General features: G+C 56.8%; 28 protein-coding genes, 4 tRNA genes and 1 riboswitch. Of the genes, 9 read left to right on the forward strand and 23 right to left on the reverse strand.

The window, feature by feature from the left end; all coding sequences use genetic code 11:
- Nucleotides 1-34: 34 nt before the first annotated feature.
- The 12 genes from rplL to H8B14_RS02935 form a co-directional block, all read right to left on the reverse strand.
- Complete coding sequence (gene rplL / locus H8B14_RS02880; protein ID WP_044016009.1) at nucleotides 35-412, reverse strand: 50S ribosomal protein L7/L12; 378 nt, start codon at nucleotides 410-412, stop codon at nucleotides 35-37.
- A 62-nt stretch (nucleotides 413-474) separates the two neighbouring features.
- Complete coding sequence (gene rplJ, locus H8B14_RS02885; protein ID WP_044016007.1) at nucleotides 475-1029, reverse strand: 50S ribosomal protein L10; 555 nt, start codon at nucleotides 1027-1029, stop codon at nucleotides 475-477.
- 19 nt (nucleotides 1030-1048) lie between these two features.
- Entirely contained in the window at nucleotides 1049-1744 is a 696-nt protein-coding gene (rplA, locus tag H8B14_RS02890; RefSeq protein WP_044016005.1) for a 50S ribosomal protein L1, read from the reverse strand.
- An 18-nt stretch (nucleotides 1745-1762) separates the two neighbouring features.
- On the reverse strand, nucleotides 1763-2206 hold the full coding sequence (gene rplK / locus H8B14_RS02895; RefSeq protein ID WP_022822113.1) for a 50S ribosomal protein L11: 444 nt from the start codon (nucleotides 2204-2206) through the stop codon (nucleotides 1763-1765).
- A 191-nt stretch (nucleotides 2207-2397) separates the two neighbouring features.
- Nucleotides 2398-2964 (reverse strand): transcription termination/antitermination protein NusG, encoded by a 567-nt coding sequence (gene nusG, locus H8B14_RS02900; protein WP_044016002.1) that lies wholly within the window; start codon nucleotides 2962-2964, stop codon nucleotides 2398-2400.
- Nucleotides 2965-2976: 12 nt separating this feature from the next.
- Entirely contained in the window at nucleotides 2977-3171 is a 195-nt protein-coding gene (gene secE / locus H8B14_RS02905) for a preprotein translocase subunit SecE (protein ID WP_044016001.1), read from the reverse strand.
- Between the two features lie 67 nt (nucleotides 3172-3238).
- Nucleotides 3239-3309: transfer RNA gene (locus H8B14_RS02910), tRNA-Trp, on the reverse strand.
- Nucleotides 3310-3436: 127 nt separating this feature from the next.
- A complete protein-coding gene (gene tuf, locus H8B14_RS02915; RefSeq protein WP_044015999.1) occupies nucleotides 3437-4624 on the reverse strand; it encodes an elongation factor Tu in 1188 nt (395 codons plus the stop codon).
- 159 nt (nucleotides 4625-4783) lie between these two features.
- Nucleotides 4784-4855 (reverse strand) — tRNA-Thr (locus H8B14_RS02920).
- Between the two features lie 91 nt (nucleotides 4856-4946).
- Nucleotides 4947-5019, reverse strand: a tRNA-Gly gene (locus H8B14_RS02925).
- 73 nt (nucleotides 5020-5092) lie between these two features.
- Nucleotides 5093-5175: transfer RNA gene (locus H8B14_RS02930), tRNA-Tyr, on the reverse strand.
- 249 nt (nucleotides 5176-5424) lie between these two features.
- On the reverse strand, nucleotides 5425-7854 hold the full coding sequence (locus H8B14_RS02935) for a M1 family metallopeptidase (protein WP_315984797.1): 2430 nt from the start codon (nucleotides 7852-7854) through the stop codon (nucleotides 5425-5427).
- A gap of 257 nt (nucleotides 7855-8111) precedes the next feature.
- Between H8B14_RS02935 and H8B14_RS02940 the strand changes: the two genes are divergently transcribed.
- The 3 genes from H8B14_RS02940 (at nucleotide 8112) to frr (ending at nucleotide 10132) form a co-directional block, all read left to right on the forward strand.
- On the forward strand, nucleotides 8112-8615 hold the full coding sequence (locus tag H8B14_RS02940; protein WP_187314096.1) for a biotin/lipoyl-containing protein: 504 nt from the start codon (nucleotides 8112-8114) through the stop codon (nucleotides 8613-8615).
- 76 nt (nucleotides 8616-8691) lie between these two features.
- Complete coding sequence (pyrH, locus tag H8B14_RS02945; RefSeq protein ID WP_187314097.1) at nucleotides 8692-9477, forward strand: UMP kinase; 786 nt, start codon at nucleotides 8692-8694, stop codon at nucleotides 9475-9477.
- Between the two features lie 91 nt (nucleotides 9478-9568).
- Entirely contained in the window at nucleotides 9569-10132 is a 564-nt protein-coding gene (gene frr, locus H8B14_RS02950) for a ribosome recycling factor (protein ID WP_044015991.1), read from the forward strand.
- A gap of 98 nt (nucleotides 10133-10230) precedes the next feature.
- Here frr and nadD read toward each other — a convergent pair whose 3' ends face one another.
- The 7 genes from nadD to H8B14_RS02985 form a co-directional block, all read right to left on the reverse strand.
- Nucleotides 10231-10842 (reverse strand): nicotinate (nicotinamide) nucleotide adenylyltransferase, encoded by a 612-nt coding sequence (gene nadD, locus H8B14_RS02955; protein ID WP_187314098.1) that lies wholly within the window; start codon nucleotides 10840-10842, stop codon nucleotides 10231-10233.
- Nucleotides 10839-11423, reverse strand: coding sequence for a guanylate kinase (gene gmk, locus H8B14_RS02960; RefSeq protein ID WP_187314099.1), 585 nt, complete (start codon nucleotides 11421-11423; stop codon nucleotides 10839-10841). Before gmk ends, nadD begins: the two co-directional genes overlap by 4 nt.
- Nucleotides 11424-11432: 9 nt before the next feature.
- The gene (locus tag H8B14_RS02965; RefSeq protein WP_187314100.1) at nucleotides 11433-11723 is read right to left on the reverse strand and encodes a hypothetical protein; all 291 of its coding nucleotides are present in this window, start codon (nucleotides 11721-11723) and stop codon (nucleotides 11433-11435) included.
- A 24-nt stretch (nucleotides 11724-11747) separates the two neighbouring features.
- Nucleotides 11748-12398 (reverse strand): sigma-70 family RNA polymerase sigma factor, encoded by a 651-nt coding sequence (locus H8B14_RS02970; protein ID WP_187314101.1) that lies wholly within the window; start codon nucleotides 12396-12398, stop codon nucleotides 11748-11750.
- Between the two features lie 78 nt (nucleotides 12399-12476).
- The gene (locus H8B14_RS02975) at nucleotides 12477-13769 is read right to left on the reverse strand and encodes an O-antigen ligase family protein (protein WP_187314102.1); all 1293 of its coding nucleotides are present in this window, start codon (nucleotides 13767-13769) and stop codon (nucleotides 12477-12479) included.
- Between the two features lie 35 nt (nucleotides 13770-13804).
- Nucleotides 13805-14845, reverse strand: a complete 1041-nt coding sequence (locus H8B14_RS02980) for a glycosyltransferase family 9 protein (protein ID WP_187314103.1) — start codon at nucleotides 14843-14845, stop codon at nucleotides 13805-13807.
- Nucleotides 14842-15603, reverse strand: coding sequence for a glycosyltransferase family 2 protein (locus H8B14_RS02985; protein ID WP_187314104.1), 762 nt, complete (start codon nucleotides 15601-15603; stop codon nucleotides 14842-14844). The genes H8B14_RS02980 and H8B14_RS02985 overlap by 4 nt, the downstream gene beginning before the upstream one ends.
- 140 nt (nucleotides 15604-15743) lie before the next feature.
- Between H8B14_RS02985 and H8B14_RS02990 the strand changes: the two genes are divergently transcribed.
- Together H8B14_RS02990 and H8B14_RS02995 are read left to right on the forward strand one after the other, a co-directional pair.
- A complete protein-coding gene (locus H8B14_RS02990) occupies nucleotides 15744-16619 on the forward strand; it encodes an SDR family oxidoreductase (protein WP_187314105.1) in 876 nt (291 codons plus the stop codon).
- A gap of 156 nt (nucleotides 16620-16775) precedes the next feature.
- Nucleotides 16776-17270 carry a hypothetical protein gene (locus tag H8B14_RS02995; protein ID WP_187314106.1) on the forward strand — a complete coding sequence of 165 codons (495 nt, stop codon included), beginning with the start codon at nucleotides 16776-16778 and terminating at the stop codon, nucleotides 17268-17270.
- Nucleotides 17271-17356: 86 nt separating this feature from the next.
- Here H8B14_RS02995 and ahcY read toward each other — a convergent pair whose 3' ends face one another.
- On the reverse strand, nucleotides 17357-18676 hold the full coding sequence (gene ahcY, locus H8B14_RS03000; RefSeq protein WP_187314519.1) for an adenosylhomocysteinase: 1320 nt from the start codon (nucleotides 18674-18676) through the stop codon (nucleotides 17357-17359).
- 117 nt (nucleotides 18677-18793) lie between these two features.
- On the reverse strand, nucleotides 18794-19549 hold the full coding sequence (locus H8B14_RS03005; RefSeq protein ID WP_187314107.1) for a DUF4397 domain-containing protein: 756 nt from the start codon (nucleotides 19547-19549) through the stop codon (nucleotides 18794-18796).
- A 137-nt stretch (nucleotides 19550-19686) separates the two neighbouring features.
- Between H8B14_RS03005 and H8B14_RS03010 the strand changes: the two genes are divergently transcribed.
- Both H8B14_RS03010 and H8B14_RS03015 read left to right on the forward strand, forming a co-directional pair.
- Nucleotides 19687-20301 (forward strand): hypothetical protein, encoded by a 615-nt coding sequence (locus H8B14_RS03010; protein ID WP_187314108.1) that lies wholly within the window; start codon nucleotides 19687-19689, stop codon nucleotides 20299-20301.
- Nucleotides 20302-20358: 57 nt separating this feature from the next.
- A complete protein-coding gene (locus H8B14_RS03015) occupies nucleotides 20359-21564 on the forward strand; it encodes a class I SAM-dependent methyltransferase (RefSeq protein WP_187314109.1) in 1206 nt (401 codons plus the stop codon).
- A 157-nt stretch (nucleotides 21565-21721) separates the two neighbouring features.
- Here H8B14_RS03015 and H8B14_RS03020 read toward each other — a convergent pair whose 3' ends face one another.
- Entirely contained in the window at nucleotides 21722-22333 is a 612-nt protein-coding gene (locus tag H8B14_RS03020; protein WP_187314110.1) for a DNA-3-methyladenine glycosylase, read from the reverse strand.
- 129 nt (nucleotides 22334-22462) lie between these two features.
- Nucleotides 22463-22686: riboswitch (cobalamin riboswitch) on the forward strand.
- Nucleotides 22687-22901: 215 nt separating this feature from the next.
- On the opposite strand from H8B14_RS03020, the gene H8B14_RS03025 reads away from it, so the two are divergent.
- The gene (locus tag H8B14_RS03025; RefSeq protein ID WP_187314111.1) at nucleotides 22902-24809 is read left to right on the forward strand and encodes a TonB-dependent receptor plug domain-containing protein; all 1908 of its coding nucleotides are present in this window, start codon (nucleotides 22902-22904) and stop codon (nucleotides 24807-24809) included.
- Between the two features lie 38 nt (nucleotides 24810-24847).
- The gene (locus H8B14_RS03030; RefSeq protein WP_187314112.1) at nucleotides 24848-25909 is read left to right on the forward strand and encodes a DUF5074 domain-containing protein; all 1062 of its coding nucleotides are present in this window, start codon (nucleotides 24848-24850) and stop codon (nucleotides 25907-25909) included.
- 87 nt (nucleotides 25910-25996) lie between these two features.
- Here H8B14_RS03030 and H8B14_RS03035 read toward each other — a convergent pair whose 3' ends face one another.
- On the reverse strand, nucleotides 25997-26263 hold the full coding sequence (locus H8B14_RS03035) for a hypothetical protein (protein ID WP_187314113.1): 267 nt from the start codon (nucleotides 26261-26263) through the stop codon (nucleotides 25997-25999).
- Nucleotides 26264-26354: the final 91 nt, after the last annotated feature.

Consider the following 26354-nt stretch of genomic DNA (forward strand, 5'->3'; position numbering starts at 1 on the left):
CTTATTTGCTGGTTTTAAGAGCAGGCAGCAGAAATTACTTAACTTCTACTTCAGCGCCAGCTTCTTCCAGTTGCTTCTTCAGCGACTCAGCTTCATCCTTAGCTACACCTTCTTTCAGGGGCTTAGGAGCGCCGTCAACCAGTTCTTTGGCTTCTTTCAGGCCCAGACCGGTCAGGTCTTTCACCAGCTTCACAACAGCCAGCTTCTGGCCACCGGCAGCTTTCAGGATCACGTCGAACGTGGTCTTCTCCTCAGGAGCGTCAGCAGCGGCAGCGCCACCACCAGCCATCATTACAGGAGCAGCAGCAGCGGGCTCGATGCCGTACTCGTCCTTCAGGATGGTAGCCAGTTCGTTTACTTCTTTTACCGTCAGGCTAACGAGCTGCTCGGCGAATGCTTTCAAATCTGCCATTTCTGTAGATTGTTAAAAAGGGGTTGTTGGAGGAAATTGAAGTTGAAAAAGACGAGCAGCGGTTAGCCTGCAACCTCTTCTTTTTCGGAAAGCGTTTTGAGGATACCAGCCAGCTTGTTGCCGCCGCTCGACAGAGCAGAAATAACATTCTTGGCAGGCGACTGGAGCAGACCGATAACGTCACCGATAAGCTCGTTTTTGCCTTTGAGCGTGCTCAACGTGCTCAGCTGGCTAGCGCCAACATAAACACCGGCATCAATGTAGGCACCTTTGAAGGCCGGCTTCGGCTCTACGTTCTTGCCGTAGTTCTGCGCCTTGTAGAAGTCCTGCAGCAGTTTGGCAGGAGCATTACCCGACTCTTTCGAGAACAGAATACCCGACTGGCCAACCAGTGCCGCGTCCATCTCCGACGTGTCGCCACCGAGGGTGTCGAGTGCCTTGCGGATGAACGTGTTCTTGTAGACTTTGAACTCCAGGCCGCGGTTAAAGCAAAGCCGACGGAATTCGTTGATTTTCGCCACCGACATTCCCGACGCATCGGCAATGTAGAACGCGTTGTGCGATTGGAACTTCTCGCTCAACTCGTCGACGAGGGCTTGTTTTTCTTCCCGGATCATATCGTCGTGTTGATTTAAATTATGCGGAAGTTACCGACGTGTCAACCGGAACAGCAGGCGACATCGTGCTCGAGAGCGTAATGCTCTTGATGTACGTGCCTTTAGCCGACGAAGGCTTCAGACGAATCAGTGTCTGAATCACTTCAATGGCGTTTTCAGCCAGCTTCTGGTCGTCGAACGACACTTTACCAACCGAGCAGTGGATGATACCGGTTTTGTCAACTTTGAAGTCGATTTTACCAGCTTTCACTTCCTGCACCGCTTTGGCTACGTCGGTCGTAACCGTACCCGACTTCGGGTTAGGCATCAGGCCACGGGGACCGAGCACGCGGCCCAGACGACCCACTTTAGCCATTACGGCCGGCATGGTGATGATAACGTCGATGTCAGTCCAGCCTTTCTCGATCTTGGCGATATAGTCGTCCAGACCAACGTAGTCAGCACCAGCTGCAGTAGCTTCGGCTTCTTTATCGGGCGTAACGAGGGCCAGAACACGAACGGTTTTGCCGGTGCCGTGGGGCAGCGTAGCTACGCCACGTACCATTTGGTCGGCTTTGCGGGGATCCACGCCCAGACGAACGTCGATATCTACTGAGGCATCAAATTTGGTATAGGTGATGTCCTTTACCACTTTGGCCGCTTCTACCAGATTCCGAACTTCGGTCAGGTCGTGCTTAGCAAGGGCTTCCTTGCGCTTTTTGCTTACTTGTGCCATGTCTACTCCGTCGTTAGATTATTCAGCGAAAGGAGAAGTGCCCGACACAGTGATGCCCATGCTGCGAGCCGTACCGGCTACCTGCAGCATTGCCGACTCCACTTTGAAAGCATTCAGGTCTGGCATCTTCGTTTCAGCGATGGTGCGCACCTGGTCCCACGACACGGAACCTACCTTGTTACGGTTAGGCTCTTTCGAACCGCTCTGGAGCTTGGCAGCCTCCATCAGGAGAACCGGCACCGGAGGGGTCTTCACAACGAAGTCAAACGACTTGTCGGTGTACATGGTGATGAGTACAGGACAAACTTGGCCGGCCTTATCCTGGGTGCGAGCATTGAACTGCTTGCAGAACTCCATGATGTTAAGGCCTTTGCTACCAAGTGCAGGTCCAACCGGCGGCGCAGGGTTTGCGGCGCCTCCCTTTATCTGAAGCTTCAGATAACCTCTAATTTCCTTGGCCATTTGGTTTGTAAGGCTTCGGGCGCTGCATCGTAACACGCATTGCCCTCAGTTTTTTGATTGCTCCGAAGTGGAAGCACCACCGGTCCGGAGCGGATAACCGATGACGTTTGCTTGGTAGTAGGTGAAACTTGAGCTAGAGACAGTCAGAGGCGTGGCATCCAACTGTCCCTAGCTCAAGTTCGCTCTATCTACTATGACTCTTTTTCGACCTGCGTGTAGCTCAGCTCCATGGGCGTGCTACGGCCAAATATTTTCACGATTACGTTGAGCTTCTTGCGCTCTTCGAATACTTCCGAAACAGTACCCAGCATGCCGGCAAAACCACCGTCGACGATTTTTACCAGTTCGTTTACCACGAATGGCGTTTCGAGTGTGGCCGTCTGCTCTTCTGCTTCGTCTACAATGCCGAGGATGTTGTTTACCTCCGACAGACGCAGCGGAATTGGCTTGGTGTTCTGGTTTGCAGCCTTGCCTTCTTTGTCGCTCAGGAAACCCAATACACCAGGCGTGCTGGTGATGATGTGGTCAACTTCACCGTGCGACAGATCAGCGTGGATGATGATGTAGCCGGGATACAGATTCCGCTCCCGTACGCGCTTCTTGCCGTTGCGCATCTCGTACACCTTCTCGGCCGGAATCAGTACCTGAGGTACCAGATCAGAAAGACCGTGCCGGCCAATTTCCGTTTCGAGATAGGTCTTGGCCTTTTTCTCCTGTCCGCTCACCGAGCGAACCACATACCATTTCAACTCTCCCATCTTCGCCGCCGATTAACGGAATGAGTTGTAAAACGCTTCCAGACCAGTTTTAAAAGCCACGTCCATCAACCCAACAACAGCAGCGAATACCAGCGAACCGATGAGCACCAGACCAGCGCTCTTCTGGAGTTCCTCGAAGGAAGGCCACGTTACCTTGTAGCGCATCTCCTCGACGGTGTCGCGGAAGTAATTCGGTTTCTTGTCCATTGCTCGTCGCCTGGTTAGTGGCTTCTGATTACTCGCAGGCTGCGGACCTAGCAACCTGTATTCAATGCACGGGCGGAGAGATTCGAACTCCCATCAAAGGTTTTGGAGACCTCTATTCTACCCTTGAACTACGCCCGTGTATGCGTCCGGCACCAGCTTGCTGCTGGATTGGGACTGCAAATGTATGGAACTCTATTTACAAAACAAATCCGCCTCTGAAAAAATCAGAGGCGGATTGCATTGATTTCCTAGAATCCAAGGAAAACTACTCGGTGATTTCGGTTACCTGACCGGCACCTACCGTACGGCCACCCTCACGGATAGCGAAACGCAGGCCTTTTTCCATAGCTACCGAGTTGATCAGCTCAACCGAGATAGTTACGTTGTCGCCGGGCATTACCATTTCCACGCCTTCGCCCAGCGTGATGATGCCGGTTACGTCAGTGGTGCGGAAATAGAACTGAGGACGGTAGTTGTTGAAGAACGGCGTGTGACGGCCACCTTCTTCTTTCGACAGCACGTAGACCTCAGCCTTGAACTTGGTGTGAGGCTTAACCGAACCTGGCTTGCAGATAACCATACCACGACGGATGGCTTCTTTCTCAATACCACGGAGCAGCAGACCTACGTTGTCACCAGCTTCACCACGGTCGAGGATTTTGCGGAACATCTCAACGCCTGTTACGGTCGACTTGAGGTTCTCAGCACCCATACCGAGGATTTCAACTTGCTCACCCGAGTTGATGATACCACGCTCGATACGGCCGGTTGCTACCGTACCACGACCCGTGATAGAGAATACGTCCTCTACTGGCATCAGGAAGGGCAGGTCGGTCAGACGAGCTGGGATTGGAATGTAGCTATCTACAGCAGCCATCAGCTCTTCAATCTTGGGAACCCAAGTAGCGTCGCCGTTCAGGCCACCCAGAGCCGAGCCCTGAATAACTGGAATGTTGTCGCCGTCGAAGTCGTAGAACGAGAGCAGCTCACGGATTTCCATTTCCACCAGCTCGAGGAGCTCGGGGTCATCCACCATGTCCACTTTGTTCATGAACACTACCAGCTGAGGAACACCTACCTGGCGAGCGAGCAGGATGTGCTCACGCGTCTGGGGCATTGGGCCGTCGGTAGCAGCTACCACGAGGATAGCACCGTCCATCTGGGCAGCACCCGTTACCATGTTCTTCACGTAGTCAGCGTGACCAGGGCAGTCAACGTGAGCATAGTGACGATTTTCGGTAGCGTATTCTACGTGCGAGGTGTTGATCGTGATACCACGCTCCTTTTCTTCGGGAGCATTGTCGATCGACGAGAAGTCACGCTTGGCGGCCAAACCTTTGTTCGCCAGTACCATGGTGATAGCAGCGGTCAGGGTGGTTTTGCCGTGGTCGACGTGCCCGATCGTACCGATGTTCACGTGCGGCTTGGAACGATCAAAATTTTCTTTGGCCATTGTAAGTGAGATTAAAGAACTGTGTTGTGAGGAGGAAAACGCGACTTGCTTATACTGAAAGAAAGCGAAACGCAGCTCCGCTTAGTGGGGACTGCACGTCGCTTTGCTTTTCAGACTAGTCCAAACAGAGCAGCCGCGCTGCACCGCCGGTATAATGTGAGCCATTTATGGGATTTGAACCCATGACCTCTTCCTTACCAAGGAAGTGCTCTACCACTGAGCTAAAACGGCTAATACTTTGTACGTTCAGCAAAGATACGACAGGAGAAGTACAATCGTCATTGCGGCTGTATCTGCTCATTCCGCAGCTCTGCGAATACTGAGCGGGAGACGAGGTTCGAACCCGCGACCTGCAGCTTGGAAGGCTGCCGCTCTACCAGCTGAGCTACTCCCGCGTAGTGTAAATAAGGAAACTCGTAGGCAGCCAACTTATTCTATTGCCTTGCGAGTCTCTTTATTCAGCAATCGTGGGGGGAGAAGGATTCGAACCTTCGAAAGCTTACGCTAACAGAGTTACAGTCTGTCCCATTTGGCCGCTCTGGAACCCCCCCGATTGTTATTTCTTGGCCGTTTGCCAAGAAGTTCCCTTTCAACCGTTTCGCCTGAAGTGGTTATCTGGTTGAATTGAGTTGCAAAATTAGATGCTTTCTGATGCAAGTCAAGCGCACCCTTGAAATTCGTTTAATATTTTTTCTTGCAGCCGACCCTGATTCACCTCTTTTTTAGGCTAACCACTTGAGTGCTTTTACCAAGACACTATTCTATCTGGCAAGAAGTAATCTGACGTTTTTTTACTGTTGTCACTGCATCATGGCATAATAAGCCTTTACCTGCTCGTCTTTCTCTTTGCTGCGAATATCTTGCAACGTTGTTTTCAGAGCGGGCATACTGGATGCTAATATGCTCAATCCACGATAGGCACCTAACCGGACAAAGCTGCTGGGTGCAGTACGTGCCAGGCTTTCTAGGCGCTGAATGCCTTTCTCCCGCTCAATGGGAGGCATTCGGAGCATGAAAGTGGCAAAATCGGGCAGGTAGCTACGGTAGAGGTCAGCATCGCTCACATCGGGCAGGCGCCGCATAAACCACTGGTATTGCTCGACGCTGCTGCCATTGAGTGAATAATAGGTGGCAATAGACGTCAGGACTTCCGCGTTGCTGCTTTCCTGCATGGCAGCAATCTTCTCCTGTGAGTTGGGGGTGGGAGTTTTGGCCAATGCCTGAATACCGGCACTAACGACCCGATAAGAGCTGTCGTTGAGGGCGGTTAGAAAAGCGTCAGAATAGTTTTCGTTGGTAAAAGAAGCCAGTGTGTTAAGCGCAGTAGCCCGTACTTGGCTGTTCTTATCTTTCAGCACTACTTGCTGCAGATCTTGGCGTACAGCATTGCCTTCGGGCCCTTTGTACCGGCGTAATGCTTGCACTGCTGCCTGGCGCACCGCCCAGAAAGGGTCGTTGAGTGCATTACGCAGCAAGGTGCTCACAGGTAACTCGGCACTTTTGCTGCGCAACTGCGCAACGGCTTCGTAGCGCTGCAGGTAGTTTTTAGCGTGGGCATATTGATATAGCAACTCTTCTTGGGTGCGCTCCTCCTCAATTTCAGCTAATAACTGCCCTTGGCCATCAAATTTTACTAAGCTCGGACGCTGAGACGAAGGAAGCCGGAAAGTCTGGTCAGCCTTCGTGACTGTGATGCGGTGGTCGGTAGGCTGGTTGTTGGCCCACACTGTAATGGTAACAGGCAGCCGGTAGATGGGCGTGAAAGTGGAATCCTGCAGCTGTTGCACGCGCATGCTCACTTGGCCATTGGCAAAGCTGTGTGTTACTTTCAGTTCAGGGTGGCCACGTTGCATAAACCATTGGTCGAAAAACCACATCAGGTCTTCACCAGTAGTTTCCTCGAAAGCAATGCGCAGCTTGGCTATTTCTGAAGTAGCGAACCTATTCTGAGTGAGGTAGCGGTTGAGAGAAGCAAAGAAAGCCTCATCGCCAACGTAGTTGCGCAACATGTGTAGTACACGTCCGCCTTTGTCATAGGAATGACGGTCGAACATATCTTCCTGCTTGGCGTAACGGTAGCGGATCAGTGGTTCGCGTTTGCTTTGGGCTTCTTCGAGGTACCGACCTAGCTTTTCCTGCTGCACCAAGCCTGCAGCATCAGCGCCGTATTTGTGCTCGGCCCATAACAGCTCAGAATAGTCGGCAAAAGACTCATTGAGCGGCAAATTGGCCCACGATTCGGTGGTTACATAATTGCCAAACCAATGGTGGAACAGCTCATGCGCCACCGTAGACTCGGCGTCGTATCCAACATCAGCCAACTCACGGGGAGTGAACTGCACCAAGCTTTGCTCGAACGTGACAGCCGTGGTGTTTTCCATGGCTCCCGACACAAAATCGTGCACAGCTACCTGCGAGTATTTCTCCCATGGAAAGTCAACTCCAAGTTTTTTGGAAAAGTAATCCAGCATTTGCGGGGTATTGCCAAATATTTTCCTGGCCGTAGTGCTGAATTTAGGGTCGACGTAATACTCCACTGACTTCCCGCGCCAAGTGTCACTGACCACAGCAAAGTCACCGACAGCCAGCATGGCCAAGTATGGAGCATGAGCCAAGCTTTGCTTCCATGTATCGGTACGGGTACCATCATTGTTTTTGCGCGATGCTACCAGCAGGCCATTGGATAGTGTCTTTAGCCCGGCTTCCACCGTGAGGCTGATTTCCTGCGTCATGCGCTGGTTGGGCCGGTCGATGGTCGGAAACCAGCAGGAACTGCCTTCCGTTTCGCCCTGGGTCCAGAGCTGGCGGGGCTTGGTTTTGTCGGTACCGAGTGGGTTGATAAAGTACAGGCCCTTGTCTTGGGTGATGGCTGCACTGCCGCCTACTTCCAGCTCATTCGGCTTGGCCACATACTGAATCCGAACTTGGCATTGCTCGGTACGAGAATAGGCACGGTCCAGCGAAATGGTTAGCTTCTTCTTGTCGTAACTATAGGTCAGGTTCTTCTCTTTTCCCCCATTCATTAGCCGCACGCTTTTTACATCGAAGCCTTTGGCATCGAGTACCAACTGGCTTTGCGGATAGAAGTGAGGCCTGACAGTGAGCGTAGCAGTACCGAGCAACCATTGTTTGCCCCAGTCGAAACGAACGTCGAGTTTGGTATCAAGCAGATCGTGGAGGATGGTAGCGGCCGGCTGTACCGGGTTAGTAGAAGGTAGCCACGAAGGCACGACGAGAATAGACGATGCCGCTTCAGGGGCCGGAGTCGATTCGGATTTCTTGTGCGTAGCTGCTTTGCTGCCTGCTGGCTTGGTACTCTTAACAACCTGTGCAGAAGCTTGAAACTGACACGCAAGGACCAGTCCCAGAATGCTGAGAACCGAATATTTCATGCGTTGATGCGATAGGTATATGGGTCCTCAAGTTCCGAAATTATTTGAGATTTGGCCTATCTTTAAGCCCATTTCCGCCCTCTCCTCCTCTCTCTATGCTACAGGTTAGCACCAGCCCCACCCAAACTTGGGCCGTAGACTATCGTGCCGCCGGCGCCATTACCTTAGACGGTCAGCCCTTTGATTGGGATTTGGCTGTATCCGGGCCGGGCCACTTTCATGTACTGCACGGTGGCCGCTCGTACGTGGCGGAAGTAGTCAGTGCCGAATTTGCCACCAAATCCTTCCAGCTTAAAATCAATGGACAGTTGGTGGAAGTGCACGCCAAAGACCGGTTTGATCTGCTCCTAGACAAACTGGGCATGAGCAATGCCGCGGCCAACAAGGTGAATGAGCTGAAAGCCCCTATGCCGGGCTTGATTGTCGATATTCGGGTGGTACCGGGCCAAGTAGTTCAGAAGGGCGACCCCCTACTGGTGCTCGAAGCCATGAAAATGGAAAATATCTTGAAAGCACCAGGCGACGGCACCGTAGGTGCTATCAAAACTGGCTTGCGTGACAACGTTACCAAAGGGCAGGTGCTGATTCAGTTCAGCTAACCAACCATAATTCCTGGGTTTGGCGCCCCACCGCGAGGCGCGCTTACCATCGTTTATACACTTAATTCCTCCGACGTTGAAGTACACCCGAATTCTGCTTAAGCTAAGCGGCGAAGCCCTGATGGGCCAACAGCAATACGGCATCGATGCCACCCGGCTGATGCAGTATGCCGAGGAAATCAAGAAAGCCGCCGCCACCGGCACACAGGTAGCGGTGGTAATTGGCGGCGGCAACATTTTTCGGGGCGTGCAGGCGGAAGCTTTCGGGCTCGACCGGGTGCAGGGCGACTATATGGGTATGCTGGCTACGGTCATCAACTCCATGGCGCTGCAGAGCGCCCTCGAAAAGCTCGACGTGAATACGCGCCTGCTGTCCGGCGTCACTATTCAGCGGGTGTGTGAGCCGTATATTCGGCGGCGGGCGTTGCGCCATCTGGAAAAAGGCCGCGTGGTTATTTTTGGCGCCGGCATTGGCTCGCCCTACTTCACTACTGACTCGGCCGCGTCGTTGCGTGCCATCGAAATTGAAGCGGACGTGGTGCTGAAAGGTACTCGCGTGGACGGCATCTATACCGCTGACCCGGAGAAGGACCCCACCGCCGTACGGTACCCTACCATTACGTTTGACGAGGTGATGGCCAAAAACCTGAATGTAATGGACATGACGGCCTTCACGCTCTGCAAGGAAAACAACCTGCCCATCATTGTTTTCGACATGAACAAGGCAGGCAACCTGCAACGGCTCATCGACGGCGAAACTGTAGGCACGCTGGTGACAATGAATCACCCGCAGCCCACGGAAACCGACAGCACAATCAGCGCCTTGCACCCCTCGCTGGACACTCCTTCCGAGCAAGCTTAATCTGGATTAACGATTACAAATGATAAGCGCCGACCTCAGTCTGGAGCCTTGTCATTTCTAGTTTTCAATTCTTAATTCACCTCACACACCAATGGACGAAGAAATTCAGTTTTATCTGAGCGAAGCCGAGGAATCAATGGCCAAGTCGCTGCAGCACACGGGCCTGGAACTCAGCCGTATTCGGGCGGGCAAGGCTTCACCGGCTATGCTCGATTCGTTGCGCGTAGACTACTATGGCACGCCCACGCCTATTTCGCAGGTGGCCAACGTTTCGACGCCGGATGCGCGCACGCTGTTCATTAAGCCTTGGGAGAAGAACATCATTGCGGAAGTGGTGAAGGCCATCAAGAACAGTGACCTGGGCTTGAACCCACAGTCGGATGCGGAAGGCGTGCGCCTGAACATTCCGCCCATGACCGAGGAGCGCCGCCGCGACCTGGTGAAGCAGGTGAAGCAGGAATCGGAGAGCGGCAAAGTACGCATCCGGGGCATCCGCAAAGACGTGAACGAGTCATTGCGCAAGCTGCAGAAAGATGGTGCCGCTGAGGACGCCATCAAGGATGCTGAAGCCAAAGTGCAGAAAGCTACCGATAGCTACATTGTGCAGATTGACAGTCTGACCAGCAAGAAGGAGTCGGAAATCATGACTATCTGATCCGGTAACCAAAACACGACAAATCCAAAGCGCCTCCCGCTTCGCCTCCCAACTTGGGCGGCAGAAGCGGGAGGCGCTTTGGGTTTGTCGTGTTTTGGTTATTGCCAGTAACGGTTTTCGGCAATGAGCTGCAGCACACTATCGGGCACCAGATAACGAATGGATTGGCCCTGCCGCAGACTCTGCCGGATAAATGTTGCGGAGATGTTCAGCAACGGCGCTTCTACTACTTGCACATTGGCGCCGGCAGTAGTGGCAGCATCTATCGGGTAGCCAGGACGCGGGTAGACGTAGATGGCAAACTTCTGCCGGATACGGTGGGCGTCGCGCCAGCCATCAAGCCCGAGCAGGTTGTCGCTACCCATAAGCAGTACAAACTCACGGCCGGGGTGCAGGCGCCGGATTTCGTCGAGGGTGGTGATGGTGTAGCTGGGCTTGGGCAGCTGCAGCTCCACAGCCGACACGGACAGTAACTCGTTGTCGGCGGTGGCAGCCTGGGCAAGGGCGAGGCGGTCCTGCTCGGGCAGCAGATCCTGGCCCACTTTGTACGGGCTCTGAGGCGACACCACCAGCCACACTGCCGACAGATCGGTGTGCGTGGCCATGTGCTGCGCCAGAATCAGGTGACCGGTATGAATGGGGTTGAAAGAGCCAAACAGCAGCCCGATCTTGCCGGTGACGCTGGCTTGGGTGCTTCCGACCGCACTCACAGAATAGCTGGTTCAGCCGTAATGAAGTCGCGCACCAGTTTGGCAGCCTGAGCCGTGGCTTCGTCCAGATTGTCGTTGACGACCGTCACATCGAACCGATCCTCAAAGGTCAGCTCGAAGTTGGCTTTGTAGAGGCGCGCGGAGATGCTGGAAGCCGAGTCGGTGGCGCGGTGGCGGAGCCTCTCTTCGAGCACCTCAATAGAAGGTGGCTTTACGAACACGGCCAAGGCCCGGTCCTTGTAAAACTCTTTGATGCTTAAGCCACCTTTTACGTCTACATCCAGCACGGCATGCTTGCCGCTTTCCCAGATGCGTTCAATCTCCGACTTAAGCGTGCCATAAAAGGCCCCTTCGTACACTTCCTCCCACTCCACGAACTCATCGTGGCGGATTTTCTCCTGGAATTCCTGGACGGAGATGAAGTAGTAGTCTTTTCCGTTGGCTTCGGTGCGGCCGCGCTTGTCGCGCGTGCAGGCCGAAATGGAAAAGCTCAGGTCCGGAATGGCCGCCATCAGGCGGTGGACGATAGTGGTTTTGCCGGCTCCAGAGGGAGCTGAAAAGGCAATGATTTTACCCTGCATCGGGTAAAATTAGGCCATTTCTGTTTGCAAACGAGACATAATGGTTTGCGGCAGCGAATTTGGGGCGCCTTTGCGGCCAACATGGGTCATGAGAAACCCAATAAACACCCGTTGTTTTTCGATGCTATCAAAGCACGGCGAGCAATCATCGGCGTGATGCACGATGTACTGTTCGTCGGCTTCGGTGGGTTGCTGACCCACAACTAGCTGGTCAAGTATCGTATTCACACGTTCACAGTCAGCAGCGGGCGCGGACGCCTGCTGAGTGGAGGATGAGGATTGGGTAGAGGTGTTTTCCATGATGCAACCCGTTGCGGTTAGCGGTTAGTAATTGTCGGTATCGTCCTCCGGCTCTGCCTCCGTGTTGCTGGAGTCGGCACCGTAGCCCATCGATTGGGCGTACTTTTCAAGCTTGTCCTTCAGGAAATTGCGGGCCCGGTGCAAACGAGACCGTACTGTGCCGATAGGGATATCCAGCACTTTGGCCATTTCCTCATAAGTGAACCCTTCCAGGTCGCAGAGAATGATGACGGTGCGAAAATCCACGGGCAGCGAGTTGAGTGCGCTGGCCACTTCGTCGCCGATGAGGTCACGCACGGCTTGCTGCCGCATATCAGACGAGGTACCACCTGCGTCGCTGTCGGACTCGACGTCTTCGGAATTGTAGTAACCCTCAATTTCGCTGTAGTCGACCTTGGCGGGCTGTTTACTCTTTTTCCGAAAGTCGTTGATGAACGAGTTTTTCAGGATGCGAAACAGCCATGCCTTGGCGTTGGTTCCCTGCTCGAAGTACTCGAAGAAGCGGTAGGCCTTCAGATAGGTCTCCTGCACAAGGTCATTGGCGTCATCCTCATCAAGAGTGAGCCGGAACGCGAAATTGTACAGAGAGTCGATTACAGGCATCAATTCAGCCTGAAACCGACGGTCTTTTTCTTCTTTACTAAGCTTCGGAACCCGTTCGGGAGAGTCGCTCATAAGGGGGGCGCGGCAAAGTACGGCGGGGGTGAAAAAATATCCGCCATGTAAACAAATGTACTGATTATCCTAGCTCACTCAAGCGCTTTCCGCTGAGTACGTACTACGGGCTTCCCGCTCTGCAGCCACGACCAAAAAGCCGTAGAGGAATACGAACAGACTGAACCCAATCTGCATCTGTAACAGGGTATCCACCAAGTTGGCGATGCCCATCATCAGCAGGAAATGTACAACGTACGGGTTTTGGCGGAGCGCAGGTTGCAAAAAAGGTCCGAATAGTACCAAAAGCCACAGCAATAAGCCCACAATGCCACCACCGACCAGAGCCTCCAAGTACTGATTATGAGTCATCACCCAGTTTTTGGGCAATAGCCCGTAGCTCTGGTAGCTGTACTGGTCCAGCATGGCCGCATCCACGTCGGCGGGGGCTACTCCCGTAAGCGGATGCTCACTGATGATAACAGAGGCCGTTTTCCAGGCGGCAAAGCGTTTAGCCAGCGAGTAATCGTTGATGTCGCGGCCAGCGCGGTACTGGTTGACATCATCGAGGGTGACGTTGACGCGCTGCTGAATGGGCTCCAGCGTGTAGTAGGTCAGCAGCGGTACGCCAACCAGCGCCAGCAGCAACACGGCACCCAGCAGGTAGCGGCGGCGCAGCACCACAAGCAGGCCTACATCGAGCAGCAGCATACCATAGAGCACCATCAGCCCGGTGCGGTAGGCCAGCACGTGCATCACCACAAACAGAATGGCCGAACACGCCAGCAGCAGATTGCGAATGAGGGGAAGAGCCAGCACGCTGCGCCGCATCAGGAGCGCGAAGAAGAACGCCAGCGCCAGCATAATGCTGAAATGAATGTGGAACACGCCCGTAATGGCCGGCACGTTGTGGCCAATGCTGATTTCGTAGTTGGCAGTTTCGGGGTCGAGCAGGTAGCGGCCAAGCGTACCCAGCGCCAGTAGCGTGCCCAGCCCAACGAACAGCAGGCCTATTCCGAAGCGTTGCCGCAGGCTCAGAGGCACTGCCACAGCAAAGGCCAAAGGCACCACCACCAAGGGCAGCTTGCGGTACACTTCGTGGCGCCAGATATCTGTTTCGGACGTGTAGACTACGCTCAGCAGCCAGAACAAGTACATCAGAACCATACCCAGCACGGTTTGCAGGCGGGTGCAGGCCCGGAACTGCTGGCGCAGGTGCGGCTGAGTTAGCACGGCCAGCACACCTACCACCGAACTAAGTGCTACCAGTGCCCGCGACGCAAACAGCCCCGTAACCGCGGCCAAGCTACCCAGCAGCAGCAGGTATTGCGACAAACGACCATCGGCATATAGCTGACGCAGGGAGAAAGGCAAAACAGAAGTTGCAATCATAAACAATGAATTGAGTAGCGCGCAGCAGCGCTTTCTCAGCTTGGCAAGATAAGTGGTTGCCAAGCAAGAACCCGGCCGGCAACTTCTACCGGAGCCAGCGCCTTGATGCAGGTACAAGCAACGGGCTGCGAGCGGCAATCCTGGCAATCGGGCCGGTTGAACACCACGTAGTCAGCTAGTGGCCCAAGTGGCGCCCAGCGGCCGGGGTGCATGGGCCGGATGGGTGGATACAAGCCCAGCGCATGCCGGCCCAGCGCCGCGGCCAGATGCAGCGGCCCCGTACTGCCCGCCACTAAGCCGTCGGCGGCGGCAATAAAAGCCAGAAACTCCGGTAATGAAAGCTGGCCGGTGAGGTCGGCGGCCAGGTACGATTGATGCTCGTGCAGCCACTCCAGCAGCTCCTCGCCCTCGTCAGCCGTGCCGGTGATGAAAACCCGGTGCCCGGCTTGGTGCAGCAGTTGGGTTAGCTGACCAAAATGCGGCAGGCCCCACTCCCGGGCGCTGCCCCGGCTGCGCGGATGCAAGATGATATTGAGCTGACCGGCTTTGCGGGCCGCCAGCAACTCGCGCAACACAGGCCGCAGCGCTACAACGGGTTGCAGCCGCACTAATTGTGCTACTTCCGGCAAACTGAGTGTGCTGGTGTGGCCGAGGCCCCGCAGCAGCAGCAGGTTTAGCTGAGCTTCGTGTAGCGGCGAGTGGCGGCGGCTCAGGGCCACCAACTGGTTACAGGTAAGCCAATGAAACCAGCGGCTCCGCGTGCCGATACGGTGCCGGATGCCGGCCTTGCGGGCCAGCTGGGCTACCGTTTTGTTGGGGAAGACGTGCAGAACGGTATCAACGGCGGTGGCGCGCAGGGCGGCTATTTGGCCGGCGGCGGGCAGCTGTAGCAGATCATCCAGGTTGAGGAAACCATCCAGCCAGGGGCAGGCTTCGGCAACGGCTTGGGTGTAGGTGCGGCTCAGCAGCAGCACCCGGCAGCCCGGAAACAACTGCTTGAGCTGGCCCGCTACCGGCAGCGTAAGCACCACGTCACCGATGGCATCGGTGCGACTGATAAGAAAGGTGCGACTCATGCAGCGGCTTTGGTTTTCAGCTTGGCAAATTTCAGAAATACGCCCCAGGCCGAAATAACGGCGATACTCAGGCCGGCAAACCCATCGAGGAAGCCCAGCCGGAAGAAATAGCCGTGCACAAACTTCCACCAGGGCTTCAGCAATAGGTGAAACACCGACACATTGTGTCGGCCCCGCAGCCACAGCTCATCGGCGGCAATACTGGTAAAGCGGTTGAGTTGCTGCACATGCTGCTCGACGGAAATATAGGAGTAATGCAGGGCGTCGCCTTGAAGAGCCGAAACGGGCTGCCCGGGTTGCATTTCGTACCGCTCGTGCAGCAACAAACCTTCCCAACGCCCCAGGCGCCGGTCGTAGAGGCGCAGTTTACGGTCAGGATACCAGCCGCCGTGGCGCACCCAAGTGCCGCAGTAGTTGGTGAGGCGAGCTAGTGTGTAGCCGCCACCCTGCCAGTTTTGAGTTGCCGCGACTATACTCTGGCGCAGCTCCTCGGTCAGCACTTCGTCGGCATCCAGCTGCAGCACGTAGTCGTGGTGGGCCTGGGCGGTGGCGTAGTTTTTCTGCTGTACGTAGCCCTCGAAAGCGTGCTGCACCACGCGTGCACCCAGCTTTTGGCAGATGGCCACGGTGCTATCAGTAGAGAAGCTGTCGACCACCACCACATCATCGGAGAGGCCGCGCACGGCTTCCAGGCATCGGCCGATATTAACTTCTTCGTTGAAGGTGATGATGACGATGGATAGCGGAACGGCAGGCATAGTTCGGCAAATATCGGGGTTTTGCCGTGGAGGCCGCCGCGGTGGGTTACCAAGCTGCAAGTATGGTAGTCCACTAACGGCAGCAGTTTCAACTTCGCCATAATGCCTGCGTATAGCCGTCGAGCCATTCAGCCTTTTTTATGAGCGAAGTATCGCAGCCTATTGCCCTTGTTACTGGTGCCACTTCGGGCATTGGCGAAGTAACCGCCCGCGAGCTGGTCCGGCAGGGCTACCACGTGGTGCTACTGGCCCGTAACGCCGAAAAAGCGGCCCGCACCCGCCAGCAACTCCAGCAGTTGGCCCAACCCGGCGCCCGGGTTGATGTGCTGCTCTGCGACCTGTCGGATCTGGGCCAGGTACGGCGGGCGGCCGAGGAATTCAACCAGCGCTATGCTCGTTTGGATGTGTTGGTGAATAATGCCGGGCTGGTGTTCGGGGCCGAGCGGGAGGAATCGGTTAATGGCCACGAAATGACGCTGGCCACCAATCACCTCGGCCCGTTTCTGCTCACCAGCCTGTTACTGGAAAAGCTGCAGCAGAGCCCGGCGGCCCGCATCGTGAACGTGGCTTCCATGGCCCACAAATTCGCCAAACCCGATCTGGCCGACCTCGACGCTACCCGCAACTATTCGCCCATGCGGGCCTACGCCAACTCCAAGCTGTTCAACATCCTGTTCACGCAGGAGCTGGCCCGGCAGCTGCGGCAGCGCGGCATCACCAACGTCAGCACCAACAGCCTGCACCCGGGCGTGGTAGCCAGCAACTTCGGCAGCAACTCTACGTGGCTCACGCGGGCTTTCTACAAAGCCGCCGCGCCCTTCATGACGACTTCCGAGGATGGCGCCCAGACCAGCATCTACCTCGCTACCTCACCGGAAGTGGCCAGCACCAGCGGCGGCTACTTCGCGAAGAAGAAGCCAGAACCCGTAAAGTCGGACTTTAATACGTCCGAGAAAGTACAGCAGCTCTGGCAGGAATCAGAAAGAATGGTGGGGCAGCCGTTTTTCGCAGATTAACGCTCAGGCTTCAAATATAAAGACGGCCAGTTCCTGTGGAACTGGCCGTTTTCGTTGGGAGTAGTGGCGTAGGCCAACAAGCAAATACTGTTACTTACAGGAAGTTAGCGGCGTTTTCTTTCTAATTTGACGACAAACCGTATCCTGTTTTACGCTATGATTTCTTTACTCTGGACTGGTCTGAATATTTTACTGCTCCTACTGATTGCGTATTCTTGGTTTCGGGTATTTAAGGTGCTACACCGGCAAATCAGCTTGGGTCTGGCGGCATTATTTATGCTGAGTTTGTCACTTAGAAGCAACAACTCAACCTCAGCTGACCGGCCCAAAAACTTACTCGCAGATGAACGTAAAGAGCACCCGATTGGCAATTGGGGCACTGGTGCAATGGTACCTCTCAACCCTAATAACGCGTTGCATCTGCGGTTTGAAGGCATCCGTACAGATTCCACCTTACGGGTTCATGGCATGTACAGTAGTGTTTCAGGCCTAATGCTAGGGCACGAATGGAAGCCCTTGGCAGGCATGACGAATATCAGGAAACAGGATATTTCCTACGAGGTGTTCCTAATCCATGAATGGAAACTACTGGGCATTACGTTGTATACAGCTAGCGAAGAATACACCGGTATTGCGGCCGTTTCGAAATAACACGCTGTATATGAGCACAATAAAAAAATCCCGCCCGGCGCAGTGCCGGGCGGGATTTTTATGTTTAGGCCGGAAGCCGGAGCCGCTTAGTAGCGGTAGAGGTCCGACTTGAACGGACCTTCCACGGGTACTTTGATATAATCTGCCTGCTTGGGCGTCAGTTCGTCCAGCTCCACGCCAATTTTGGCAAGGTGCAGCCGGGCCACCTTCTCATCGAGGTGCTTGGGCAAGGTGTATACCTGGTTTTCGTACTTGTCGCCGTTCTGCCACAGTTCCAGCTGCGCCAGCGTCTGGTTGGTGAACGAGTTCGACATTACGAACGATGGGTGGCCGGTGGCGCAGCCCAGGTTCACGAGGCGGCCTTCGGCGAGGATGATGACCTCTTTGCCTTCGATGGTGTATATGTCAACCTGCGGCTTCACTGTGTCTTTAGTGTGGCCGTAGTTTTTATTCAGCCACGCCATGTCGATTTCATCGTCGAAGTGGCCGATGTTGCAGACAATGGCTTTGTCACGCAGGGCGCGGAAATGCTCCTCGCGGATGATGTCGCAGTTGCCGGTGGTGGTGATGACGATGTCGGCGCGTGGAATGGCGTTTTCCATCTTCTTCACCTCGAAGCCATCCATAGCAGCCTGCAGCGCGCAGATTGGGTCAATTTCGGTAACGATAACGCGGGCACCAGCACCGGCCAGCGAGGCAGCCGTGCCTTTTCCTACGTCGCCGTAGCCGGCTACTACTGCTACTTTACCGGCCATCATGGTGTCGGTAGCACGGCGGATAGCATCCACGGCCGACTCTTTGCAGCCGTATTTGTTGTCGAACTTCGACTTCGTTACTGAGTCGTTCACGTTGAAAGCGGGCAGCGGCAAGGTGCCAGCTTTCACGCGCTCCAGCAGGCGCAGTACGCCGGTAGTAGTCTCTTCCGAAATGCCTTTGATACCAGCGGCCAGTTCTGGGTACTGGTTCAGCACCATGTTGGTCAGGTCACCACCATCGTCGAGGATCATGTTCAGTGGCTCACGCTTCTCGCCGAAGAACAGCGTCTGCTCAATGCACCAGTTGAACTCCTCTTCATTGAGGCCCTTCCAGGCATATACCGGCGTGCCGGCAGCGGCAATGGCAGCAGCGGCGTGGTCCTGCGTGGAGAAAATGTTGCACGACGACCACGTTACTTCAGCACCCAGCGCCTGCAGCGTCTCGATGAGCACAGCCGTCTGGATAGTCATGTGCAGGCAGCCGGCAATACGTGCGCCTTTCAGCGGCTGGCTGGCGCCATATTCTTCACGCAGCGCCATCAGACCTGGCATTTCAGCTTCGGCCAAACGGATTTCCTTGCGGCCCCACTCAGCGAGGCTCATGTCTTTTACTTTGTACGGAACGTAGGCCGTGGTCTTGGTCTCCACCATGATGCTGTTTTTTTTGCTAGACAACTACAAAGGTAACCAAAATGTTAGTTGGGCTATACAACAACAACGCCTGCCCAGATGGGCAGGCGTTGTAGGATAAGTAGGTAGCAAAGGCTACTAGTTATGCTGAATGATAACCGCCTGCGGCTGTTGGGCTGTTGGAACGCCGGTGCCAGCAATACCGCGCACTACTACCGTGTAGATTTTGCCCGACTCGTAGTTTTTCACACCAGTGCCAGTACCGGTGCCGTCGCCTACGGCCAGTACCTGCGTGCGGGGTGTGCCTGCAGTAACCGAAAGATTCAGCGAGGCCGTGTTGATGGCAATAAACCCTGAAGCAGACCCAAATGGTACGTCCGTCGTTATGTCGGTACCAGGAGTGCCGGGCAGTGCCGAAGGCACCGTGAGGCGCACTGGCGTTGGCGCATTTAGGGCCAAATGCACAATACGCACTTTGGCCTGGCCGGCAGCTGGAGCTGTCAGGTCATCGGGCACCGTAAGCACCGTTGGGCTGGAGCCGATGGTAGCGGAAGGCGAGTAGACGAACGACGAGTAGCTCTGGTCTTTCGTGACGTTGACCGGCTGCGTGGCCAGTACCTGGGTGCCGCTGTTGATGCGCAGAACTGGTGCGCCGGCATTCACAGTAAAGTAGCTGCTGTTGGCGCCATAGTTGAGCTGCGCTACCTGCTGGTCACTAACGAAGGCCGTAATAGGCACATTGGATACAGCTGCCGCGTGCACAACTAACAGTTTACCTTGCTCGGGAGTTGGCGTGCCGTTATCATCATCATTGCCGCAGGCAGAAAACACGAGTGCAGCAGGCAACAGAGAAGCCAAAAACAGCTGGCGCAGAGAAGGAACGGAAGTTTTCATAGTCGGTTTCAGATGGAGTGAAAGCTAATTACACTGCGGACAGAACGTATCGGTTATGGCTTTTGTTGGGCCAGCTACGAAATCTTCCATTGCACATAGTTGATATTACTATGCTGCAGCCTGTTATCTTTGCTTTCATGCACCGTTCTGAACTTTCGTTGGCTGGAGTATTCCGCCCTTCTCTAGTGTTATTTTTAGGCTTGTGGGCGGGCACCGCTTTTGGGCAATCAGGTACCGCTATTCGTCTTAGCCCGGAAGACCAAGGGCGCGGCCGAAATGGCATCCAGAAGAACTTTTATTTCACCACAAAAGAGCAGCCAACCAACGACGATTATCAGAACGCCGGCTACTTTGGGCAGCGCCTGCGGCCGTACCTGGCCGGCAACCAGGAAGCGCTGGACAACCTTAACCGCTACCGCCGCCAGAAATGGATTTTTCTGGCCGAGCGCCTGACTTTTGTGGGCGGCGTGGCTATATATGGCTCTCAAACCTTTAGTGGCAGCGGCGACCAGCACTATTTCAGCAACCCACAGAAGGTGACGCTGGGTGTAGTAGCGGGCAGTTTGCTGGCCAACATCTTCATTACACGCCACACCAACGAGCATTTTGTGCGGGCCGTAGATGCCAACAACGCCGGCCTGTCGGCTGGCGGGCATACGGGCGTGTGGCAGCGACTGGCGCCGGCTGGCGTAGGCGTGGCGGCATCGGCTACGGGCCAGCCGCTGCTGGCTTTGCGCTGGCAGCTGCGCTAGGCGCGGGCCGGCCCGGTCAGGCTAACCCCTGAATTACTTGCCTCGTAGGAGTACCACATGGAATTTCCGCTTCCCGCGGCGTCGCGCCAGTATGTGGCCAAGCACCTGCACGACGACCCCGCTCAGCTGGCGCTACAAGCCCGCAAACACCCTGGTCTGCCTGTTCCGGAGCTGGTGCGCCAGATTCAGGCCCGCCAGAAAGCCCGCCTGAAAGTACCTGCCTGGGCCGACAACCCCGAACTGGTTTTCCCGCCGACGCTGTCGGTGGAGCAAGCATCTTCTGCGCGCACAGCGGCCTACAAGGCGGCGCTGGTGAGCGGGCAGCGGCTGGCCGACCTCACCGGTGGCTTCGGCGTGGACGTGTCGTATTTCGCTGAACGGATTCCGGAGGTGCATTACGTGGAGCGCAATGCGGCTTTAGCCGACGTGGTGCGCTTCAACCTGACGCATTTGGGCGTTTCGAATGTGCAGTTTCACACGGCCGATGCGGTGCAGTTTCTGCGCAACACTCCCGATACGTTCGACTGGATCTACCTCGACCCCGCCCGGCGCGATACAGCGGCCCGCAAGATTTTCCGGCTGCAGGACTGCGAGCCGGATATCCTGCGCCTGATGCCACTGCTACTGCACAAAGGTCGCCGCGTGCTGCTCAAAACCTCGCCCATGCTTGATATCGAGCAGGCTATTCTGGAACTGCGCCAAGTGCGGCAGCTGTGGGTGGTGGCCGTGGATAATGAGTGCAAGGAAGTACTGTATGAGCTGGGCCCTGAGCCGGCCGTAGACCCGGAGCGGCACACCGTGAACCTGCTCCGCACTGGTCAGCAGCAGGATTTCCGTCTGAACCGGGCCCGCGAAGCCCGCGCCGTGCCGCGCTACGCCGAGCCGCAGCAGTACCTCTACGAACCCAACGTGGCCATTCTGAAGGCGGGCGGCTTCCGCAGTATCGGCACCGCGTTTGAGCTACTGAAGCTGCATCAGCATAGCCACCTCTACACTTCTGATACCCTGCACCCCGAATTTCCGGGCCGTATCTTCCGCATCCGGGCCACCGAGAAGTACGATGCTCAGGCATTGCGCGCGCACCTCGGTCCCGAGGTCCGGGCCCACGTCACAACCCGCAACTTTCCCGACACGGTAGCCGAGTTCCGCCACCGCACCGGCATCCGCGAAGGCGGCGACCTGTACCTTTTCGCCACCACCAATCTGGAAGGCAAGCTGATGGTGCTCGTGACGGAAAAGGACCACGGATTAGCGCAGATTTAAACGGATTTCACGGATTTTGTGGACGGTTGATAATCGCGCAAAAACAAGGGGCTTGCCAAGCGGCAAGCCCCTTGTTTTTGTTTTGTGTCTCACTAACAATTTAAGCGAGCAGCTTAGCGCGGTCCACAAAATCCGTGAATCCGCGCTGATCCGTGATTCACTTAGCCTTGCTGGTCCATTTGCTGCCAATGATGCGGAAGCGCCAAGGCAACTCGGCAGCTTCCGCACCGGCATAGGCAAGGCCTACGCGGGGGCCTCGTAGCACTTCGGCTTCCGGCACCGTTTCGGCGTGGTCCTCAATCCACAGCGTATTGCTTTGCAGATCGGTACCGGAAAGAGCTGGCGTGACGCCCAGCGCCTGGGTGAGCAGGCCGGGCCCGGCTGTAAGCTTGGCTGACACTTCCTCCAGCCCGCGCCGCCGAAGCATCACCTCCAGCCCCACCAGCGGCTCAATGGCACGGATAAGGACAGTATCGGTTTTGTCGGCCTCATTAGTGCTGATGTTGAACAGCGTGTGGCGCTGATACACTTGGTACAGATAGGCGTGGCCGCCGGGCTCGCGCAGGGCGTGGCCGTGCGTACCACGCCGTTTCAGGTGCAGCTGCATCGACTGGTCGCCGTGGTGCGAGTAGGCCTCAGTTTCCACAATACGGCCGCCGGTTAGCTCGCCATCAAGGCAGCTGAACAGGTGCTTGCCCAGCAGGTCGCGGGCAATCTGCACGGGGTTGGGGCGGCGGTAGAAATCGGGCGGGAGTTTAGGGGAAGGCATGGCGCGAGCAGGTATCAGCAGGTGCTAACGTGGCCGCGCAACTACGGTTTCTGACGGTGCTACCGACTGGCAGCCGCACCCCAGCAAAATATCCTGGCGCCTTTCAACGGATGCCTATGCGGTATTCCCTTATCTTTGAGGCGTAGAGGTGGCCAAACCCCGATTGCGGGGCGAGGCTGAAAAGGGAATCCGGTTCGATGCCGGAGCTGTCCCCGCAACTGTACGCTTCACGAGTTGGCGCGCCTCAGCTGCCACTGTTTCAAAGCAAATTGCTCTCTCAAGAGCAGCCAAGGAAATGGGAAGGCGGCGCGTCAGAAGCAAGCCAGGAGACCTGCCTTTGCATTTCCCCATGTTCAGCGTCCTCGGTGGAAGGGCGGAGAATGATAGCAGTGGTGGCTTTCGGGCCGCCGGATTTTCCTGTTTTCGGCCTCGGCTGCGGCCTGGTTTTCGGCAACGAAAGCTGGCGTCGGAGTTCTGAACTGAATTTTCCTTACCCGAAAATTTGGTTCAGCTAATCAATCTTCGTTTTGCTGCCCGGCTTTGGCCGCGGCTGCTTGTGCTGCTTTGTGTGGGCCTGGCTGTACCGGCCGCCGCCCAGCAAACCACGCCGCACGCCCTTGATTCGGTGCAGACGCTGCCGACGGTGCGTGTGCAGGGCCTGCCGGCCACGCGCTTCGCTACCGGCACCCGCCGCACCACCCTCGACACCCTAGCGCTCCGGCAGGCCGGCGCTGGCACCCTAGCCGATGCGCTGTCGTTGCGCACGCCGCTTTACCTGAAAAACTACGGCCCGGGCCAGCTGGCCAGCATCACGCTACGCGGCACTTCGGCCCGGCACACGGCGGTACTGTGGCAGGGCTTCAACATCAACTTGCCTTCATTAGGCGAAGCTGACTTTGCACTGCTGCCCGTAAGCGGCGCCACGCAGGTGGCAGTGCAGCACGGGCCGGCTGGCGCTACGTACGGCACCGGCGCCATTGGCGGCACGGTGCTGCTGTCGTCGCCGGCGCGCTGGGGGCAGGGGCTACAGGGCCGGGGGCAGCTGGATGGCGGCAGTTTCGGGCTGGCGGCCGGCTTGGCGGAGGCCACGTTCAGCAACCAGAAACTCTCTATTAGGACGGCCGCCTCTTACCGCACGGCCCAAAACGATTTTCCGTACCGCGAGCCGGTGGGCCGCGAAAACGGCCGGCTGGTGTATGGCCCCGTGCAGCGTCAGCAAAACGCACAGCTGCGACAGTGGAGTATAGCGCAAGATGCCACCCTGCGGGTAGGCGAGCAGGGAGAACTCACGGCTGCCGTGTGGCTTACCGACGCCGACCGTCAGATTCAGGCCGCACTGGGCTCGGTGAACCGCCACGCCCAGGAGCGAGACCAAAGCCGCCGCCTGCTTGCCGGATACCGCCACGTAAGCAGCCGCCACGAGACGAGCGTGCGCGCCGCCTGGTTCGAGGACATCATCAACTACCGAGACGACGGCGTACGCAGCAACTCCCGGGTGCAGACCAGCCAGGCCCAGGTTGAGCACACGTTCCGCTTTGCGCCCACGCTCAGTTTGCGTGTGGGGACCGAAGCGCAGCATTTCGTAGCCCATGTAGACGGCTACGAGGCACCCACCGTGATGGAAAACCGGTTCAGCGGCTTTGGGCTGTTGCGCTACGATCCGCTGCCGCGGCTGCAGCTCAGTTTGAACGTGCGGCAGGCCTTCATCAGCGGCCGGCGGCCCCCGCTCACGCCCACAGCCGGCGCCGAATGGCTGGCCTGGCAGCACGGCACCCAGCAGCTTAGTGTGAAAGCCAGCGCCTCGCGCAGCTACCGTGCCCCCACCCTCAACGAGCGGTTCTGGTACCCCACCGGCAAGCCCGACCTGCGCCCCGAAACCAGCCTGGGCTACGAGGCCGGCCTGCGCCACGAAGTACGCCCCACTCCCACCCTGCTGCTCCAGACCGAGCTAACCGCCTTTCGGCAACGCGTAGACGACTGGGTACAGTGGCTGCCCACCGACCTCGGCTACGCACCCAACAACCTGCGGCAGGTGCTGGCCCAGGGCCTAGAAGCCAGCAGCGAGCTACGCTGGAAACCCGGCTGCTACACCCTAGCCGCCCGCGCCGCCTACGCCTACACCAGCTCTCGTAAAGTGCGCGGCTACGCCCTCGACGAAGACCCGGTGGGCCAGCAGCTGGCCTACGTGCCGCTGCACACTGCCGCTTTCAGCACCGACCACAGCTGGCGCGGCTGGCTGCTAACCAGCGCCTTTACTTTCACGGGTTTTCGCTACACCACCGCCTCCGGCACCGATTTCCTGCCCTCCTATTTGCTGCTCAACGCCCAACTGGGCCATGAGTTCCGGGTGGGCCAAGCCCGGCTGACGCCGCTGGTGCAGGGCTTCAACCTCAGCAACCTCCGCTACCAAAGCTACCAGAGCCGCGCCATGCCCGGCCGCTCGTGGGTGGCCAGCCTGCGCGTGGCGTGGCGCTGATTTTCATCTGTTTTCATCTTCCATTTTTTCTTTTATCCATGTTTCATTTCCCTACGGCTACGCGCCGCTACGCGCTGCTTGGCGCCGCCTCTTTCCTGACTCTGGCCGTTACGTCCTGCGACCCAGACGATGAAGTAACGCCCGTCACGCCACCCGTCACTACTCAAACGGTGTACGTGGTGAACGAGGGCCCATTCCTGACTGGCAGCGGCTCGGTGAGCGTGTTCAGCAAAGCTACCAAGGCCGTGCAGAAAGACCCGTTTCTGGCCGCCAACGGCCGCGGCGTGGGCAACATTCTGCAGTCGATGACCATTGTGGGCGACAACGCCTATCTGGTGGCCAACAACAGTAACTGGGTGGAGGTCGTGACGCTGGCCGATTTCAAGTCGGTGAAGAAGATTACGGGCCTTTCGCAGCCGCGCTATCTGGTGCAGGTGGCGCCGAACAAGGCTTACCTCACCGAGTGGCAGGGCAACTTCTCCACGGGCTACACGGCCGGCCGCGTGTCGGTGCTTGATCTGACCACCAACACCGTGACGAAAACTATTCCGGTAGGCATCAACCCCGAGCAACTGACTGTGGCGGGCGGCAAAGTGTACGTGGCCAACTCCGACGGCAACACGCTCACCGTCATCAATCCCACCACCGACGCCGTGGAAGGCAGTGTGACCGTGCCAGCCGGCCCTAAAAACGTGACTACCGACGCCAGTGGCAACGTGTGGGTGCTTTCCGACGACTACACCGAGCCGCTGGCTTCGCTGGTGCGCTTCAGCCCGGGCACGCCCACCCAGCAAACCCGCATCACGTTTCCGGAAGACTACCGCAACGGCAACCTGCGTGTGAACGGTGCCGGCGACAAAATCTACGTGGGCCTGGCTACGGGCGTATACCAGCTGCCCATTACGGCCACCAGCCTGCCAGCCACGCCGCTCATCCGGCGCAGCTTCTACGGTCTCGGCATCGATCCGCAGGACAACACCATCTATGCCGGCACGGGCAGCTTCTCGGCCGACGGGCGGGTGGTGCGCTTCTCGGCTACCGGCGCGGCCGTCGATTCGTTTGCCGTGGGCATTGCGCCTAATGGCTTCCTGTTCAAGTAGGCGGCTCATCAGCTGCCTGATTTTCATACAAACGGCCGGCTCTACTTAGGGCCGGCCGTTTGGCGTTATATGCAAGCGCAGTGTGGGCTAGTCGGCAATGCCGTCTTTGTTGCGGTCTACGGCTTCAGCGGCTTTCTCGTATTGCTGGCGGCCGGTGGGGCCGGCGGCGGTGTCGGGCTGCAAGCCAGCTGTGGCCGAGTCAGAAGCGGTGGTTTGGCCGGGGTCCGGGTCTTTCTTTTTGTAGTCGCCGTATTCCACGTTGGTGTCGCCGGTGGAAGTACCGGTGTCGCAGGCGGTGAGGGAGCCGGCCACTAGTGTGGCGACCAAGAGACTGGGGAGCAAATGACGTTTCATAGACAGAAATGGAGTTGAAGCGGTTATGCTGCAAGATAACCGAATGTACGTACGGGAGTAGTCTGCCAGCGTTGCGGGTGCTACGTCAGAG

It is taken from the genome of Hymenobacter puniceus, assembly GCF_014333525.1.
Lineage (GTDB): Bacteria > Bacteroidota > Bacteroidia > Cytophagales > Hymenobacteraceae > Hymenobacter.

Coding starts and splice junctions, on each gene's coding strand:
- rplL (WP_044016009.1), bottom strand. CDS start 412: ATGGCAGATTTGAAAGCATTCGCCGAGCAGCTCGTTAGCCTGACGGTA.
- rplJ (WP_044016007.1), bottom strand. CDS start 1,029: ATGATCCGGGAAGAAAAACAAGCCCTCGTCGACGAGTTGAGCGAGAAG.
- rplA (WP_044016005.1), bottom strand. CDS start 1,744: ATGGCACAAGTAAGCAAAAAGCGCAAGGAAGCCCTTGCTAAGCACGAC.
- rplK (WP_022822113.1), bottom strand. CDS start 2,206: ATGGCCAAGGAAATTAGAGGTTATCTGAAGCTTCAGATAAAGGGAGGC.
- nusG (WP_044016002.1), bottom strand. CDS start 2,964: ATGGGAGAGTTGAAATGGTATGTGGTTCGCTCGGTGAGCGGACAGGAG.
- secE (WP_044016001.1), bottom strand. CDS start 3,171: ATGGACAAGAAACCGAATTACTTCCGCGACACCGTCGAGGAGATGCGC.
- tuf (WP_044015999.1), bottom strand. CDS start 4,624: ATGGCCAAAGAAAATTTTGATCGTTCCAAGCCGCACGTGAACATCGGT.
- H8B14_RS02940 (WP_187314096.1), top strand. CDS start 8,112: ATGCTACAGGTTAGCACCAGCCCCACCCAAACTTGGGCCGTAGACTAT.
- frr (WP_044015991.1), top strand. CDS start 9,569: ATGGACGAAGAAATTCAGTTTTATCTGAGCGAAGCCGAGGAATCAATG.
- gmk (WP_187314099.1), bottom strand. CDS start 11,423: ATGCAGGGTAAAATCATTGCCTTTTCAGCTCCCTCTGGAGCCGGCAAA.
- H8B14_RS02965 (WP_187314100.1), bottom strand. CDS start 11,723: ATGGAAAACACCTCTACCCAATCCTCATCCTCCACTCAGCAGGCGTCC.
- H8B14_RS02970 (WP_187314101.1), bottom strand. CDS start 12,398: ATGAGCGACTCTCCCGAACGGGTTCCGAAGCTTAGTAAAGAAGAAAAA.
- H8B14_RS02975 (WP_187314102.1), bottom strand. CDS start 13,769: ATGATTGCAACTTCTGTTTTGCCTTTCTCCCTGCGTCAGCTATATGCC.
- H8B14_RS02980 (WP_187314103.1), bottom strand. CDS start 14,845: ATGAGTCGCACCTTTCTTATCAGTCGCACCGATGCCATCGGTGACGTG.
- H8B14_RS02985 (WP_187314104.1), bottom strand. CDS start 15,603: ATGCCTGCCGTTCCGCTATCCATCGTCATCATCACCTTCAACGAAGAA.
- H8B14_RS02990 (WP_187314105.1), top strand. CDS start 15,744: ATGAGCGAAGTATCGCAGCCTATTGCCCTTGTTACTGGTGCCACTTCG.
- H8B14_RS02995 (WP_187314106.1), top strand. CDS start 16,776: ATGATTTCTTTACTCTGGACTGGTCTGAATATTTTACTGCTCCTACTG.
- ahcY (WP_187314519.1), bottom strand. CDS start 18,676: ATGGTGGAGACCAAGACCACGGCCTACGTTCCGTACAAAGTAAAAGAC.
- H8B14_RS03005 (WP_187314107.1), bottom strand. CDS start 19,549: ATGAAAACTTCCGTTCCTTCTCTGCGCCAGCTGTTTTTGGCTTCTCTG.
- H8B14_RS03010 (WP_187314108.1), top strand. CDS start 19,687: ATGCACCGTTCTGAACTTTCGTTGGCTGGAGTATTCCGCCCTTCTCTA.
- H8B14_RS03015 (WP_187314109.1), top strand. CDS start 20,359: ATGGAATTTCCGCTTCCCGCGGCGTCGCGCCAGTATGTGGCCAAGCAC.
- H8B14_RS03020 (WP_187314110.1), bottom strand. CDS start 22,333: ATGCCTTCCCCTAAACTCCCGCCCGATTTCTACCGCCGCCCCAACCCC.
- H8B14_RS03030 (WP_187314112.1), top strand. CDS start 24,848: ATGTTTCATTTCCCTACGGCTACGCGCCGCTACGCGCTGCTTGGCGCC.
- H8B14_RS03035 (WP_187314113.1), bottom strand. CDS start 26,263: ATGAAACGTCATTTGCTCCCCAGTCTCTTGGTCGCCACACTAGTGGCC.